General features: G+C 70.8%; 7 protein-coding genes. 4 read left to right on the plus strand and 3 right to left on the minus strand.

Going from position 1 to position 16,605, the window contains the following annotated elements:
* Positions 1–136: 136 nt before the first annotated feature.
* The 4 genes from GVV76_RS10555 (at position 137) to GVV76_RS02650 (ending at position 9,684) form a co-directional block, all read left to right on the plus strand.
* Positions 137–6,610 (plus strand): DEAD/DEAH box helicase, encoded by a 6,474-nt coding sequence (locus GVV76_RS10555; RefSeq protein ID WP_159624799.1) that lies wholly within the window; start codon positions 137–139, stop codon positions 6,608–6,610.
* 1 nt (position 6,611) lies between these two features.
* Entirely contained in the window at positions 6,612–9,116 is a 2,505-nt protein-coding gene (locus tag GVV76_RS02640; protein WP_159624801.1) for a 3'-5' exonuclease, read from the plus strand.
* A gap of 81 nt (positions 9,117–9,197) precedes the next feature.
* Positions 9,198–9,437 (plus strand): ribbon-helix-helix domain-containing protein, encoded by a 240-nt coding sequence (locus GVV76_RS02645; protein ID WP_201288709.1) that lies wholly within the window; start codon positions 9,198–9,200, stop codon positions 9,435–9,437.
* On the plus strand, positions 9,430–9,684 hold the full coding sequence (locus GVV76_RS02650; protein ID WP_236263165.1) for a toxin: 255 nt from the start codon (positions 9,430–9,432) through the stop codon (positions 9,682–9,684). The genes GVV76_RS02645 and GVV76_RS02650 overlap by 8 nt, the downstream gene beginning before the upstream one ends.
* A gap of 166 nt (positions 9,685–9,850) precedes the next feature.
* On the opposite strand, the gene GVV76_RS02655 is transcribed toward GVV76_RS02650, so the two are convergent.
* From GVV76_RS02655 to GVV76_RS02665, 3 genes are all read right to left on the minus strand, one after another.
* Positions 9,851–11,395, minus strand: coding sequence for an alpha/beta hydrolase family protein (locus tag GVV76_RS02655; protein WP_159624806.1), 1,545 nt, complete (start codon positions 11,393–11,395; stop codon positions 9,851–9,853).
* A 21-nt stretch (positions 11,396–11,416) separates the two neighbouring features.
* On the minus strand, positions 11,417–13,033 hold the full coding sequence (locus GVV76_RS02660) for a hypothetical protein (RefSeq protein WP_159624808.1): 1,617 nt from the start codon (positions 13,031–13,033) through the stop codon (positions 11,417–11,419).
* A gap of 249 nt (positions 13,034–13,282) precedes the next feature.
* Positions 13,283–16,564, minus strand: a complete 3,282-nt coding sequence (locus GVV76_RS02665) for a DEAD/DEAH box helicase (protein ID WP_159624810.1) — start codon at positions 16,562–16,564, stop codon at positions 13,283–13,285.
* Positions 16,565–16,605: the final 41 nt, after the last annotated feature.

A 16,605-nucleotide genomic window follows, 5' to 3' on the forward strand; every position in this document is an offset into this window, starting at 1 on the left:
AGGTGGACTGGGCCTCCAGCACAGACACCCTCGCTCGGCAGCCAGGCCTACGGCTTCGTGTCACTGCGCTAGCCTCGTCTCAGGCCCACGAGCCCATCACCAGCCACCGTCTTTCTCTGCCCTTGACCACAGCACCATGCCCCTCCTGCTCCCCAGCCTCCAGGCCGAGCGCATCCGCGCCGCCGTCGTCGACTACCTCTCAACGACCTTCGCGCTGACGGATGCCGAGCCCCGACGCGCCCTCACCGGCTTCCTCCACGACGAGCACGACGGCGTCTTCGTCGGCCCCTTCGTCCGCCTCCGCCTGCCCTACGTCCCGGCGAGCGCCCGCTCCGAGGCCCTCGACTGGGACCCAGGCCTCACGCCCTACCGCCATCAGGAACAGGCCTACCAGCGCCTCACCACCAAGAACGGCCACCGCCCCCAGCCCACCCTCATCACCACGGGCACCGGCTCCGGCAAGACCGAGGCCTTCCTCCACCCCGTGCTCGACCACGTGCTGCGCGCCCGCGCCGAAGGCGTCACCGGCCTCAAGGCCCTCATCCTCTACCCCATGAACGCCCTGGCCTCCGACCAGGCCGGTCGCCTCGCCCGTCTCCTCACCTTCGATGCCTCGCTCACCGGCATCCGCGCCGCCCTCTACACCGGTGACGCCTCTGCCGCCCCGACCGCGCGCGTCACCCCCTCCTCCCTCATCACCGACCGTCACGTCATCCGCGACGACCCGCCGGACATCCTCCTGACCAACTACAAGATGCTCGACCACCTCCTCTTGCGCCCGGAGGACAGGGCCCTGTGGAGCGCGTCCGCCTCCTCCCTCACCTACCTCGTCCTCGACGAGTTCCACACCTACGACGGCGCCCAGGGCACCGACGTCGCCATGCTTCTGCGACGCCTCGGCCTCACCCTGCGCGCCCACCTGGCCGACGACGACCCCCGCCAGGCCGACTACGAGCACTCCCCGCTGGGTCCCCTGTGCCCCGTGGCCACCTCCGCCACCCTCGGCGACAACGGGGACCCCACCCGCATGCTCGCCTTCGCCCGCGACGTCTTCGGCGCCGATCTGCCCACCGAGGCCGTCGTCACCGAGACCCGCACCAGCCTCGACGCCTGGGCTGAACCCCACAAGAAGGCCACCACCGCCCTCGGCCTGAAAGCCCGCCGCCTCACCGCGCTGCCCCCCGCCGACCTCACTCACCTGGCCGGCCTCGCCCGCAGGCCCGTCACCCACCCCGAGCGACTCCTCGCCGACATTGCCCCCATCCTCTACCGGCCGCAGGAGAGCCAGCCCGCCGACCGCATCGCAGGCCTCATCACCACCGATCTCGCCCACGCCATCCAGGCTCACCCCGACGTCATCGATCTGATCAGCCGCGCCAAGCGCGCCACGCCCCTGGCCGAGATCGCCGCCTCCGCCCTCTCCCCCGCCCAGCTCACCGACCCCGCCATCGGCCGTCAAGCCCTGGCAGTGCTCCTCGCCGCTCTGTCCGCAATCCGGGCGGGGCTGAACGGCGCCCCTGACCGCGGCGCCGTAGGCGTCGAGATCACCCTGTGGATCCGTGAAGTCACTCGCGTGGACCGTCTCCTCGATACCCGCCCCGCGTTCCGCTGGTCCGATTCCGCCGACCAGTCATCCCAGGAGGTCCCCGCCCGCCCCGCCCTGTACTGCCGCTCCTGCGGCCGCTCCGGATGGGGCATCAGCCTCGCCCCCACGGGTCAGGGGGAGAAGGTCGACCAGAGCGAGGTGCGCCGCGACCGGCTCCTCGGCGACACCCGCTTCCGCGCGCTGCTCGCCGCCCCCGGGGAGGAGGCCGACTACCGTCGCCGGGTCGAGGCCGGGGAGCCGGATCCGGCCCGACACCATCCCGGGCTTCGCTGGTACTCCGTCGCCGACCGCGAGCTGCTCACCCGCATCCCCGAGGAGGGCTCCTTGGAGGCCCGCGAGGGCCGCTACCTGCCCGTCCTCGTCCTCACCGGCGACGAGCGCTCCATCGCCGACGACACCACCCACGACGTCTGCCCCTCCTGCGGGACCGCGGACTCCATCCGCTTCCTCGGCTCCGCCGTCGCCACCCTCCTATCCGTCAGCCTCACCACCCTCTTCGGCGACGACGCCCTCGACGACGCCGACAAGCGCGCTCTCATCTTCACCGACTCCGTCCAGGACGCCGCCCACCGGGCCGGCTTCGTCGACCAGCGCTCCCACACCATGAGCCTGCGCTCCGCACTGCGCGGCGCCCTCAACACCGAGACGACCCTGACCGACTGGGCCGACGCCGCCCTCGACGCCGCGGCGGCAGACGCCTTCGACCGTTACCGCCTGGTCCCCGCCGCTCTCGCCGAGCACCCGCGGTTCAAGCCCTACTGGGACCCCAGCTCCCGCCCCGGCGAACGCCGAACCGCCGCGAAGTACGTGCGCCGTCGCCTCCTGTTCGACATCGCCCTAGAGGTGGGCCTCCAATCCACGTACGGCCGCACCCTGGAAGCCACCGGATCCCTGACCGTCCACGTGGACGCCGGTCGGCCCACGGACCTGGTCCGGATCGCCCGCACAGCCCTGGACGGCGGCCGGGGCCAATACCACGACACCCTGCCCGGCCTGGACGACCTCACCGAAGCCAACCTGCTCGCCTGGGCCCGCGGCACGCTGGAGCGCATGCGTCGCGACGGCGCCATCGACCACGAGTGGCTGAAGACCTACAAGAAGGAGGACGGCGGGCGCCTGTGGATCTGGTACAAGCGCGATCGCGGCCAGGGGCAACCCGCTTTCCCCGCCGGACGCTCGGCCCCCTCCTTCCCGCAGGTCGGTGGGCGCATCGACACCCGTCACTCGGCCTTCGTTCAGGTCACCAACGCACAGTCGTGGTACGCCAGTTGGGCTCGCACCTGCCTGAGCGTCACTAGCTCCCACGCGGCGCGCCTCGCCGCCGCCCTGCTCGCCCGCCTCGCCGAGGCCGGCATCCTGTCAACCACCCGCACCAGTTCCGGCGGCACCGTCTACGGCATCCCCGCCGACCGGATCCTCCTCACCCCACTGCCGGACGGCTGTGAGGAGGAACTCCTCCTCGTGTGCGACACCTGCCGAAGTCAACTGCCCGCCGCGCGCGCCACCGTCGGGCAGCTCACCGGCGCGCCTTGCCTGGTCGCCCGCTGCCCCGGGCGCCTGGCCGCCACCCAGCACCCCGCCGACAGCTTCTACCGCAGCATGTACACGGCCACACACGTGCGGCGGGTGGACGCCCACGAGCACACCTCCCTACTTGGCGCCAACAAGCGGGCCGCAGTCGAGCAAGGGTTCAAGCGCCCCATCCAGCAGCCCGGAGACCCCAACGTCCTCGTGGCCACCCCCACCCTGGAGATGGGCATCGACATCGGGGATCTGTCCACCGTCATGCTCGGCTCCCTGCCGGACACGGTCGCCTCCTACGTGCAGCGGGTCGGTCGCGCTGGCCGCCGCAGCGGCTCCGCCCTCGCACTGGCCTACGTTCGCGGGCTCCCCAACCAGATCCGCCTCCTGGAGGACCCCGCCCACCTGCTCGACGGCGCTGTCGCCCCGCCATCGACCTATCTGGGCGCCGAGGAGATACTGCGCCGCCAGTTCTTGGCCTACGTCATCGACACTCTTACCCGTGAGGGCCACCCCGCGGTTCCCGGCGGGCGCAGGCAGCGGGCCACCGCATCCGTCGCCCTGACCACGCGCGGGCACGACACGCTCATCGGCGCCCTGAGCGAACGGATCAGCCGCGACGGGCAGCTACTCGCCGCCGCCTTCACCAGCACCTTCGCCGACCGCACACCCGCGCTGGACCGGCTCACGGACTGGGTGAGCGCCGACAACGGGGCCGGCCCTCGCCTCATGCTTGAACGGGCCGCCCGGGAGCACCAGGCCGAGATTGAGCAGCTCAACCACCAGGATGAGCAGATCAAGACGGCCCTGCCCGAGCTCATCGCCGCCACCGAAGGTCCCAACGCCACCGAGGAGGACCAGCGTGCCCGGCGCGCCGCCACCGGCGCTCGCAAGGCAATCGTCTCCCGGCTCCACGACCTGAGCGACGAGCACTGGGTCTCAGCCCTTGAGCGGCACGGCGTCCTGCCCAACTACGCCCTCATCGACGATGCCGTCCGGTTGTCAGCCCGCGTTTCCTGGCGCGACCCGGAGACTGAGGAGTTCAAGACCGAGCCCTACGACCTCGACCGCGCCTCCACCCACGCCCTGCGCGAGCTGGCCCCCGGCGCCACCTTCTACACCCACGGCATGGAGATGCGCATCGACGGGGTGGACTCCTCAGGCCTGGCTGCGCAGGCGCGCTGGTGGCTGGCCTGCGCCTCCTGCGGCTACGTCCAGGACGACGGCCCCTCCGACGCGCCGCCCTCCGCCCCGAGCCAGTGCCCGCGCTGCGGGGACACCCGCATCGCCGACGTCGGGCGGGCCCGACGCGTCCTGCGCCTGACCCGTGTCTTCGCCGACGTCGCCCGGGACGACGCCCGGATCGGCGACGCTCGCGACGAGCGGGCATCCTTGAGCTTCGAGGTCCTCCCCTTGGCCGATCTCGACCCCACGCGCGCTGAGAGGCAGTGGAGTGTCGAGGCCACCGGGCTCGGGCTCAGCCGGTACAGGAACCTGCCCCTGCGATGGCTCAACACCGGACGGGCCCTGCCGGGACAGTGCGTCGACCAGGTCAGCAGTTCACCGGTGCGCGCTCGCGGCTTCCGTCTGTGCGAGGCCTGCGGCAAGCTCGACACCAGCACCGGGACCTCTTCTCCAAGAGAGCACCGCGCCTGGTGCGAGCACCGCGGCGACCCGCGCGAGCACGTCATCCAGATCGATCTCATGCGCGACCTCGTCACTGAGGCGATCGCGCTCGTCCTTCCCCAGGAGTTCGCCTCCGATCCGATCGGGGTGGCCTCCCTGGCCAGCGCCCTCAAGCTCGGGCTGGAGATCACCACCGGCGGTGCGCCCGACCACCTGGGCGTGATCACTGTCCCCTATCCCGTGCCCCATGGCTCCCCCGGCGAGACCCGCCTGGCCCTGCTCGTGCACGACCTCGTGCCCGGCGGCACTGGCTACCTCACCGATTTCGAGGATCCCACCGTCATCTGGAGCCTGCTGACGCGCACCGCCCAGCGCCTGGAGACCTGCCCCTGCGCGGCTGAGGGCAAGGACCTGTGCCACCGCTGCCTGCAGCCCTACCCGATGAGCGACACCCTCGGGAAGATCTCCCGCGCCTCCGCCCTGCGCGCCCTGCGCCTCATCCTCGGCCTGGACGCGGGCGAGCCCGCCGCGGACCTCGAGCCGGCCGAGCCCCGGTGGACGGTGACCGACGAGCAAGTGCGCGCCGGGCACGGCGAAAGCCCCCTGGAGGCGCGCTTCCGCACCGAACTCAAGAAACTGCTCTCGGCCCGGATGAGCGTGCGCGTCATCGGCGATGCCTCAGGGGCGCCGGCCCTCGAGCTCGACGGCGGCCGGTGGCGGCTGCGGCCCCAACTCAACGTGGGGCGTACTCGTCCCGACTTCACCGCCCTGCACGTGAGCGGGCGCTCCCCCATCGCCGTCTACACCGACGGGCTCAACTACCACGCCAGCCGCCAGCACAACCGCCTCGCCGACGACGCGAGCAAGCGCGCCGCCCTGCGAGCCCACGGCTACCGGGTCGTCGCCCTCGCCGCAGCCGACCTCGACGGCCCGTGGAACCCGCAGTGGCTCGGTGATGAGGCCACCGCCGCGCTCAAGAACGGCAGCCTGGTCGCGGCCCGCGCCGCCGCCGTCACCGACGAGGCGATCGAGGTCTGGCGCGGCGGACCCATGGCACTGCTCACCGCCATGCTGCACGAGGACGCCACCGGCGTCGGCGCACAGTCAGCGGCCCTGTCCGCTCTCGCTGTCTCGATCGGGGGGCCGCTCGTCCTCGGTGCCGCCGGGCACGTCACCTTCTTCGGTGGCTCCGCCCTCAGTTACGCGCCGGGCGCGCGCCCGGAAGCGGACCCCGCCTGGGAAGCGGTCCATGCGCTCTTGCCCACCCAGGACCTGCCCGCCCCGCTGTCCCCCGCGACGTCGGTCTCCGGTGCCGTCTTCCACGGCCCGCACGTGGCCCTTGCCATCCAGCTCAGCGGCACAAGCACCACCGGCATGGCCCTGGTCATCGACGACTCCGAGCAGGCGCTGGCCGCACCCGAGCACCACGACGCCTGGCTGACATGGCTGAGGCTCGGCAACGTCCTGGCCCTGGCGGACGTGCCCGTGGAGATCACGACGACGAGCCTGGCCGTGGAGCAGATGCGCACGCGGGCCGCCTCCCAGGCCAGCCCCAGCACGCGGGCGATGGCCGACCTGGGCTGGGACGGCATCGACCGGGAGCTCGCCGCACCCCAGGTCCTGGCCCTCCTGCCCCACCTGGCCGAGGCCGGGGTGCGCTTCGCACGGGAGGGTGAGGAGGAGGCCAACGGTGTCATGACCGAGTTGTCGTGGCCGGAGCAGCGCGTCGCCGTCGTACTCGACTCAGATGACGCAGCGGTCGCTGCACTCCAAGAAGCCGGTTGGCGTGTCACAGCCGTGGGGGATGATGCTGCCGTCACCGCCGACGAGATCCGCTCGCTTCTGGAAGGACGCTGATATGCCCGCCATCGTCTGGCCCAGCAACAAGGCCAAGGACGCCACTCACAAGGATCCTTCCCTGCGCTCGAAGATCGGTCCCTTCATCACCAAGCTCTCCGCTGGGACCACGAGCCTTGGTCTCCATGTCGAGCCCATCAGGGAGTCGGCGGACCGCAGGGTGCGCACCGCCCGAGTCACCGACTTCTACCGGGCCGTGCTCTTCGAGCTCGATGGCGGCGGCGAGCCCGTCTACGTCATCCACGGGATCTGGCCGCATGACGAGGCCATCGCCATCGCCAGGACAGTGACGGTCGGCATCAACCCGTACAACGGCACCGCTCAGATCACCGACCTGCGTGACGCCGCAGGCCAGGACGATCATGCTGTTGATCAAGCGCGCCACAATGCCCGCCGCCGCTTGGAGGCCGCCCGGCAGGAGGCTGAGGAGATCGCCCGCGAGGCCGCGCGCCTCGAGGCCGGCAATGCTGAGGCGCGCCGCCGCATGGAGGCCGATTCCGCGCCCTCCGTGCCCTCCATCCCCACCCGGCCTAGGGTTGCCAGTGGGGCGCCGGCATCTGGGGCCGAGGCGGCGATACCCGGCGTCATCGTGGCAACGCGTGATGATCGTCCGGTGTGGCCGGATGGTCTGACGGTGGAGTCCCTGCGCGACGAGCTGGGCATCGACGTTCGCCTCGCCGCCGCGGCGCTCGCCGCCAGCCGAGAGTCCGAGCTGCTCGACCTGGCGGCCACCGCCTCCCCCTCCTGGCAGGGCGAGGCGCTGCTGGCGCTGGCCACGGGGACGAGCATCGAGGGAGTGCGTGAGGACTTCGAGCTCCTCCACCCGCGGGACGTCACCGCTGAGCCCTCTGACGCCGAGGTCATCGCGGGCCTGCTTCGCAGGGCCTCTCGCGCTGATTTCACGTGGCTGGAGACCGATGAGGACCTGCGCCGCGCCATCGAGGGCCTCACCTTCGCGCAATGGCAGCTCTTCCTCCACCCCCGGCAGCGCCACCTGGTGGAGCGGCATTCCAACGGCCCGATGCGGATCTCCGGTGGGGCCGGGACGGGCAAGACCGTTGTCACCGTGCACCGAACGGCCGCCCTGGCCGGGCGAATGGCCGGAATGAAGCGGGGATTGCCTCACTCCCACGCTCCTGGGAGCGGCCGCGGTGGCCAACGAGCGGACGCCACGCGCATCCTCCTGACCACTTTCACGCGCAACCTCGCTGACGACCTGCGCCGCCAGCTCGCCGAGCTGGAGCCGGGGCTGACCCTCACCCAGAAGGTCGGCGAGCCCGGCGTGCTCGTCTCCGGCCTGGACAAGGTGGCCCGGGCCATCCTCCAGCGGGCCGGGGAGGGCATCGCGCCGGTCGCCGAACTTGTTCTGGGCCGGCACCGCGCCCGAGTCCTCGCATACGCCAGGAACGACATATGGGACGACGTTCTCGCATCGATGGGTGAGGGATTGCCCGCCGGCCTCCAGTCAGCGGAATTCCTCGCCTCCGAGTACGAGCTCGTCGTGCTGCCGCAGCACGTGACGACCCTCCAGCAGTACCTGCGCGTGCGCCGTCCGGGTAGGGGCGTGGCACTCGATCGTCGCAAGCGAGCCGCGGTGTGGGCGGCCATGGAGCGCTACCGGGACCGCAGCGCGGAACTGGACGTCACCTCCTTCGCCGAGCAGCTCGCCCTGGCCGCCGCTTGGCTCGACGGCGAGGCGGCGCAGGGTGGGGCGCGGCCCTTCGATCATGTGCTCGTCGATGAGGCGCAGGACCTCAGCCCGGCGCACCTGCTGCTCCTGCGCGCGCTCGTCGAGCCCGGGCCGAATGACCTCTTCCTGGCCGAGGACTCCCACCAGCGGATCTACGGCAAGAAGATCACGCTGAGCCACTACGGGATCAATATCCGGGGCAGGTCCCGGCGACTGACCCGCAATTACCGCACGACCCGCCAGAACCTGCGCGCCGCCTTCGAAATCCTTGACGCCGGGTCGTATGAGGACATGGAGGGGCGCGCCGAGGAGCATCGGTACGTCTCACCACGATCCGGGCCAGAACCGGTCCTGCTGCGCGCGCAGTCCCGAGCCGAAGAGCTCGACCACGCCGCCCAGCTGCTGCGCGGTTGGCTCACGGAGCAAGGCGAGCAGCGCGAGGCGGGTGCTCAGAGCATCGCGATCCTCGTTCGCGACCGCTATCAGCGCGACGCGGTTGCTACGGGCCTGGCTGAGCGGGGCGTCGATGTGCGCCCGGTGGACAGGGAGGCGATAGGCCGGGGGCGCCCGGTGGTGATGACCATGCACCGCGCCAAGGGCCTGGAGTTCCGCAAGGTCCTGCTCTTCGACGTCTCAGAGGCCTCGATCCCCCGCGCGCTGCGCGACCAGCAGTACTCGAAAGCCGACCACGACGACGCCCTCCTGCGTGAGCGCTCCCTGCTGTACGTGGCCGCCACCCGCGCCCGCGACCAGCTCGCCATCTCCTGGAGCGGGCAGGCCAGCCCGCTGCTGGAGGGGATCGCTGGTCAAGTGTGACGCGCCCGTCCCCACGTCACACCTCAAAGGTATTTCGTATACACTACGTGTGTGGGTGAGCATCTCCTTCACGGCAGGATCGTGAGCGACGAGCAGATTCAGGCCTGGGCTGACGAGGCCGAGGACGGCTACGACCTGTCACAGTTGCCCAGGGCGCGTCGCGGCCGCCCGCCGGTAGGTGAGGGGCCTGGTGTCGTTGTTCCGGTTCGACTCGACGAGGCCACCCTCGCGGCGCTGATGGCCAGAGGCAAGGCCGAGGGCCTGGCCACGCGCTCGGACGCAGTCCGAGCAGCCGTGCGCGAGTGGGCGCACAGTGCCTGACCTGCATCCTTCGGCCCGCAAGCACTACCGCCGCGATCATCTCGATGACAACGCCGTTCGCTATGCGGCCTCCCACGTACTGAGTTCGCGCCCGCTTGACGACGAGGATGACCCGCGTCGTTGGCTCATGATCGCCGTCGATCCGGCCGGTCGCCTCTTGGAACTCGTATCCCTTGTCTTTGACGACGGTTACGAGTTGATCATTCACTCCATGAAGGCGCGCCCCCACTATCTCAACGAGCTGTAGTCAGCGTCTCCGGCTCCGGCCTCTTCACCGCCGCCCTCCTTGAGCCAGAAAGAGACCAGACCGCTCCCAACCGGGGCGGGCTGAACCGTTGCACGGGGCGCTACTGCCTCAAGTGCTCACAGCCAAGCGGATCGCCTCCCGCCGCCCCAGTTCGGCGGCGTCCTGATCAGGTCCTGGGCACCCGTGGGTCGGGCAGGAAACGGGTCGTCAGCGGGATGTCTCCTCCCTGGCCGAGCAGGCGCGCCGGGGCGCCCGCGAGAGCGTGGTCGAGGAAGTCGACCACCAGCGTCTCAACGGTGTCCACCTGCGCGCGTCCCGTCCCGGCCTCGCCGCCGAGGATCGGGGAGATGAGCGGGAACACGGTGTGGCTCAGGTGCGTCGTACCCTCGACGGAGGCCACCCACACCGGGCCGCTCGCGCTCGACATCGTGCCCCGGTAGCGGTTGAGGGAGTCGCTGGCTATGCCCGTCTCCTGCTCGGTCTCCAGGTCCTGCTCGAGGTCGGTGAGGTGGTCCGCCGCGATGACGTTGAGGAACGGGGCGGGCACGCCCGTCGTCGACACCTTCCCCAGGTACGGGCCGTCGAGGCTGACGGCGGCGTCCAGGCGGGGCTCCTGGGTGAGCGCCTGCGTCACCGTGTCGCCCCCGAGGGAGAAGCCCACCGCCCCCACGGTCTCCAGGTCCATGACGCCCTGGAGGACGCTGCCGGGGCGCGTCTCAAGCGCGGCCAGGTGGTCCAGGACCGTTGACAGGTCCTCCACGCGGGTGTCGATCCAGTCGTTGAGCCTCTTTCTGACCGTGGCGTCGCTCCCTGGTCCCAGGAGCACAGGGTCGACCGTGGCCTCCGCGCCGCCCGCCAGGGTCACGGATCCCGAGGTGTAGGGGTGGTCGACGGCGACGACGACGTAGCCACGACTGGCCAGGTCCTCCATGAGCGCCACGTTCTCGAAGCGGCTGGAGGCCAGCCCGGGTGAGTACAGGACGACCGGGAACCCGTCCCCGTCGTGGGCTGCGGCCTCGGCGTCGCGCACCGCGTGGGTCGCGATCCGCTGGAGGTGGTCGAGCGGCGCGCCCAGCACGTCGGCCGCCGTCCTGAGGGAGGGCACCGCGGCCGCCACCGAGCCCGCGACGGACTGGGCGATCTCGTCACCGAGGACCTCGGTGGCGGCGCCGCGAGCGGCCGCGGGTTCGGCGGGGTACCAGACGGAGGCGACCACTTCACGCACGTCGTCGTCGGCGCTGGTGGCCCACTCCTGACGCCGCATATCGGTCAGGTGCAGGTCGGTGCGTCCGACGGCGTAGGGGCCCTCGGGGGCGGGAAGCTCGAAGACGGGCAGGAGGGTGGCGCTGAGGGCCGATGTGGCCAGCGCGATGAGCCCGAGCAGCACGGCGATGACGCGGCCCAGCGCTCGCAGCCGCGGGTGCCGGCGCGCCTCGGACAGGGTCGGGATCCTGCCCGCCCTGCGGGCGCGCAGCCCGAGCAGTAGGAGAAGGCCGGCGCACACCGTGTAGGCCGGGATCATGACGGTGCGGTAGCCGTCGACGAGGAGGTGGAGGACGAGGGGCGCCAGCAGTGCGATGGCCATCGCCGTCTCGGGGGCGGGCCATCGGGTCCCCTCCGGCCACCACCGTCCTCGGCGGGGCCGTCGGATGGCAGCCAGGACCAGGACGAGTCCGGTGATGGCGACGACCGCTACCTCCAGCGCCTGCACGTATTGCTCCTCCCGGTCCCGTCAGGCGTCCGCCGACGGCAATACGACACGAGCCGGCCGTGGCTGGCACAGGAGCGGGTCGTGCTCGCGCTCGTCATCGGGCAGGTTCATCGCGGTTCGCAGCAGGGAGAGCGTCCGGTCGACGGCGCTGGCGCGATCCGTGCCCTCCTCTACCCCCTTGAACTCGACGGGGGTAACACCTTCGCGCGTGACGATCTCCACGCGCCGCCTGGAGTCCTTGAGTTTGGAGTCGACGACGTAACGCAGGTCCTCCAAGGGCTTAAGGGCGTCGGACTGTGGAGCCAGCAGGTCGCGAAGCGTGACATGCCCCCAGCGGTGGCTCGTCACGACGAGGTGGCCCGCGCTCTGGTCGGCCTCCACCAGGGCGAGGAGTTCCTCGTCGGCCGGGAGCAGCCACCGCAGTGCCTCGCACAGGCTCTTCGCGTTGGCGCCTCCGTCCTGGATCTCTGGGCTCAGTTCCCCGGGAGCGGCGAGGCGCGCGTCGTCGAAGGAGTCGATGGCCTTGTCGATCGTGCCGACGGCGTCACGAAGCGTCGGGGCACTGTCCGTCTCTAGGAAGGGCAGCCTCTGGGCGACCTTTTTCGCGGTTCCCCCGACGCGCTTCTTCGCCTCACCTACACGACCCGGGGTCTCCTCCTCGATGAGGAGGAGATGGGCTCGCGAGCGCAGGGAGGAGACGGCCGCGGTCACCTCACCATGACGCTGGTCCACAGCGGAATTGATCTCCTCGGCTCTGGAGAGGAGTAACTTCTCCTTCTCCGCTCCTGCCTCAGCGAGGGAACCGATACTCAGAATGCCGATGATATCGCACGCCCGCCACACCGCGATGAGCGCACGAACGTCGGAGGCGATCCGACCTGACGTTTTGCGTAGGTCCGCACCGCTTAGCACACTCTTCTCCACGTGCTCACGAGCATTGTCGAGGTACCGCTCGTACATTTTGCCAAGGTCGCCGCGACCGACGAACGTATCAATCCTGCTCCGCGTCTCGGCGTGCTCAAACCCGAATTCGCAGATCTCTTCGAAGATCACGCGCGCATCCCGGAGAAGCGCCTTGAGATCTGATCGGTCCCGCCTCTCCAACTTGGCCAGAATCGCGTCGAGCTTGCTCTCGATCCGGCCCGCCGTCGAGGCGAGGGCGGAGGCCTGGGCGCTGATCGCGGCGAGCACCAGGGCCGGCCCCAGGCCCGCCAGGACCGTCACCGCCTGCGCGCTGGTGGCGGGCAGCCACCGGACGGACTGGGTGAATCGCCCGCCCTTGCCCACCAGCGTGCCGAGGTTCCACCCGTCGGCGACGACGGGATGAGCGGCCCTCAGCGCCTGGAGCGTCTCGGGGGCCAGCCTCACGAGCCCGCGAGCGCTCAGCGTTGCCTGCGCCCCCTGCGCCACGAGGTTCGCCCCGGCGAGGGCACCGGCGACCTTATCCGACAGGTCAGGAGCGGCCGTGATATCGACGTCGAGTACCTCGGCGCCAAGAGCCTTCAGGTCGATCCCGCCGTAGGCGACCATCAGCCCGGGCAGGACCTCGACGAGGGCCCCTGAGGCCTCCACCCCGGGCGCCTGGGTGGCGTCATCCTCGGCGCGACCGCTGTCGGTCGTTGTCTCGTTCGCATCCATGTGATCCCTCGGCTCGCGTCCCGGTGTTCCCCGAGTCCCCATTCTCGCACCCGTTGGCGCCCCTCACGCGTGCCGCCACCACCGGGCGGGTGGGCGCCGTCGTCGCCCTCGGTCACGGCGCCGCCCAGGGCACCGCGCACGACTCCAAGCCCTCCCTCCGAGGGCCTCGCCTCCTACCAGGTCGATTGCGCGGGCCAGTACCGCGGCATCGTGAGGCGCTTCTTCGAGGTCGGCGCGGGAAGGAGAGCTTCAGCTGGGCGTCCTGACCGCTCCATCCCCGCCCTCTGACAGCGCCGTTGACAACTGGGAGAAGTAGTTGTGCTGCGCCCACGCGGCCCGATCCCCAATGACGTACAGCCGGCGCTTCGCGCGACTCGCCGCGACGTTGACAAGGTTGACCGTCTGCGCCGCCCACGCCTTGGCCCCCGGCCGATTGGGATCCCCTCCCAGGACAAGAAAGACGACGTCGGCCTCCCTGCCCTGTGCAGTGTGGATCGTGCCGCCGTGAAGCCCCGGATACTCGTGCGTGAGCCCCTCCAGTTCATGGGCCATCTCCCGGAACGGGGAGATCGCAATCATCCGCTTCGGGCTCACCTGCTGGCGCCGGAGGTCAGCGATGAGTATCCGCAGCCTGTCGACCTGGCTGGGCTGGGCGTTCGATCCTGGCGTGTTGGCAGGAACGTCAATCCACTGGCTGCGCAGCACACGAGGACCGTCGGGGCCGTCGAAGACGTCACCGGGGTTCGCACGGGACCCGACTCCGCTGATCATGATGCCGTCATACGCCATCGTGTTGCACAGGCTGAACATCGGCTCATCACACCGCCGGTGCACCGTCAACGGCGAGCTGACCCACACGGGGCGCTCGCCCTGACGCAGGGTCGTCCCACAGCGGGAGACCCGGTCGGTGAGGCTCTGCACCGACGCCCGCGGCGGGATCCACGACGGATCGACACCGTACGCGGCAGCAATATCGAGCATGGCCTTGCGCGGCATCGTCACCACCGGCTCGAGTTGGAGGGGGTCACCAACAGCTACCACACGCTTCGAGCGCCACATCGCCCCGACGGCGTACTGCGGGGCCGCCTGGCCCGCCTCGTCGATGAGCAGCCACCCCAGGCTCTCCGGGCCGAGCCTCGCAAACATACGACCGTAGGACGCGAAAGTTGTGGAGACCACCGGGACGACGAGGAAGAGGCTCTGCCAGGCGGCGCGAACCGTCTCCTCAGGCAGCGTGCTCGGGGCCTCACCACTGACGACCTCCATCGCAGCACGCAGACTCTCCAGCATCTTCCCGGCGGCGTTCGCCAGGAAGTCCTCGTGCAGGCGCAGTGCCGCAAGGAACAGCTCCGACCTGGCCTCGTCGAGCTCGGCGTCGAGCCAGGGGGCGCGCAACTCACGCTGCGCCCCGGCCCACTGAGGGCCGGGGTACGCCCGCCCCAGTCGCTCACGGTGGTCAGCCAACCGGGCACGCAGGTCCCTCTCCTCGCGACGCAGCCGCTCGACGACGTCCTGGGCGTCCCCCAGCTCACGCCGCAGCGCCTCCGCCTGCCAGCCCAGGCGCGCCGCCTGCTGGCCGAGCCCCTGCTCGGCCTCCTCCGCCACCCGTAGACGCTCATCGAGCGGGGCCAGAGCGCTGCGCCACTCGCGGGTCGCACGCCCGAGGGTCAGCAGCATCTCGAGGAGACCAGGACGCGTCTGCACGTGTCGGTCGCGGACCCGTGCCGCCACGTCACGTTGCGCCCGGGCCTCGTTCAGGGCCTGCTCGCACCCGCGCAGTCCCTCAGTGGCCTCCGCCAGGAGACCGCCCAGGCGGTGCATCTCCTCATCAGCCCGGTCCTGCTCACCGCGCAGCTGCCCGAGGCGCTCACGGCAAACCTGAGCCTCGCGCCGCACCGCCACGAGGCCGGCCACGCGCTGCTCCGCCTGCCGGAACGAGGCGCAGGCCTGCTGCCAGGTCGGGTGCGCCGCCCCTCCTCGCGCCCAGTCCCTCAGCCGTGACTGCATGCGAGGCACGGTGCCAGGCCGGCGCCGCCTCGTTCGCCAGTCGATCTTGTCGAACCAGAACTCGCTGACGAAGGCAGCCCGGTTCCTCTTGCTGCCCAGTCGTGCGGCTACGAGCCCCCACGCGGGGCGAGCGGCGCACCGGCGACGAGCGCCCTCGGCGTCCCGCCCTTGGCCGTCCTCGTGCCGCCTGAGTGCGCCCGAGCCGGCGCTGGGGTCCTGCGGTTCCTTGCCATCCTTCTCACCTCGAGGAGCGGACACCGCGAGGAGCGCCGACGCGATATCCGCGAAGTAGTCGGCGCGGCCACGCCACCGCTCGTCGATCGCGCCAGCGCCGGGAATCTCGGTGCTGACGTTCTCCACGGCCATGTTGTTCGCCGACGCCACCACCATCTCGAAGCCGGTCAGCTCCTCACGCAGTGCGTGCACGACACGCGAGTGGCGCCCCGACATCCACCGCAGGCTCTGCCCGACGAAGGCGTCGTCTGCACGCTCCAGCGCCGCCAGGCGCCTCGCCCGCTCGACGACGTTGCCCGCCACGATGTCGCGCAGCATGGTCGTCTTTCCCGTCCCCGGAGGACCGTTGACCCCCATGAGGCCGTGGATCGGACCGAGGTCTAGCAGGGCACGGTTGACGGCGAACTGCTGCCTGAGAGCGAGCGTGTGATGCGGTGCCGAGGGCCATCGGCCCGCGGGAATCCGGTCTGCGCCAACCCCCGCGTTGACGACGTCGTCGTGAGTCATGACGTCGATCCTCGGGCCACCGGGCGCTTGCGGGACCTGGGACCCGGACTCGGCAAGGTATGAGGCCAGCGCCGCCGGGCACCGTCCGGTCGCGACGCCCTGGCGCACAGCGGCAAGGTCCTGGAGGAAGAAGCTGTTGAGGAAGTCGATATCCGCGTCCCCAGCACCGCCCTCGCGCACACGGACGGACTCGATGACGACGCGCTCGCTCGCGAGCTCGGCCACGGCGTCGATCCCCGACGCGCGGTGCGCGAGAGAGGTGAGCGCGCCAGGTTCGGCATCACCACGCTCAGCCAGCTCGGCGACGAAGCCCTGCTGGGCGGCGTCGAACTCGCTGCCCCATGACGAACTCGGCCTCTGCAGATGCACGGCGAGCCTGGCGACGGCCCACAGGGAGGAGGACAGCACCCCCGAGCCCGACACGACCTGCCCTTCACTGTCAACCTGCACGCCCGCGCAGGCGCTGATACCGCCGCGCCGCTCGTCGAAGGCATCGCGGTCGTTAGTGAAGGCGCGGTGCAGGTACTGGTAGGTACTCTCCAGGTCGTAGACCCCCAGGTAGAGGGTGTGCCTCCACACGAACCTCGTGCCGTCACGCCTCACCTCGGGGGTCAGTGTCTCCCAGGGCAACGGCTGCCTCGGTCTCCATTCGATGACCTGGCGCCGATCCCCCCGTCTGGCGGGCCTGGTGCGCTTGGGGACCTGCTGCGGGCTGAACAGCTCGAGCAGCCACCAGTAGTCGAGCAGCCGAAGGCGATGGGCGGGCGGGGTACTCGGAGTCATGCCCATAGTCCGTACTGGCGGGCCCGCGCCGGCCGCCCGCC

It is taken from the genome of Actinomyces sp. zg296, from assembly GCF_009829695.1.
GTDB classification, from domain to species: domain Bacteria; phylum Actinomycetota; class Actinomycetes; order Actinomycetales; family Actinomycetaceae; genus Actinomyces; species Actinomyces marmotae.

What these genes read in the sequence shown, in the direction of transcription:
- GVV76_RS10555 (WP_159624799.1), top strand. Translation starts at nt 137, where the DNA reads ATGCCCCTCCTGCTCCCCAGCCTCCAGGCCGAGCGCATCCGCGCCGCC.
- GVV76_RS02640 (WP_159624801.1), top strand. Translation starts at nt 6,612, where the DNA reads ATGCCCGCCATCGTCTGGCCCAGCAACAAGGCCAAGGACGCCACTCAC.
- GVV76_RS02660 (WP_159624808.1), bottom strand. Translation starts at nt 13,033, where the DNA reads ATGGATGCGAACGAGACAACGACCGACAGCGGTCGCGCCGAGGATGAC.
- GVV76_RS02665 (WP_159624810.1), bottom strand. Translation starts at nt 16,564, where the DNA reads ATGACTCCGAGTACCCCGCCCGCCCATCGCCTTCGGCTGCTCGACTAC.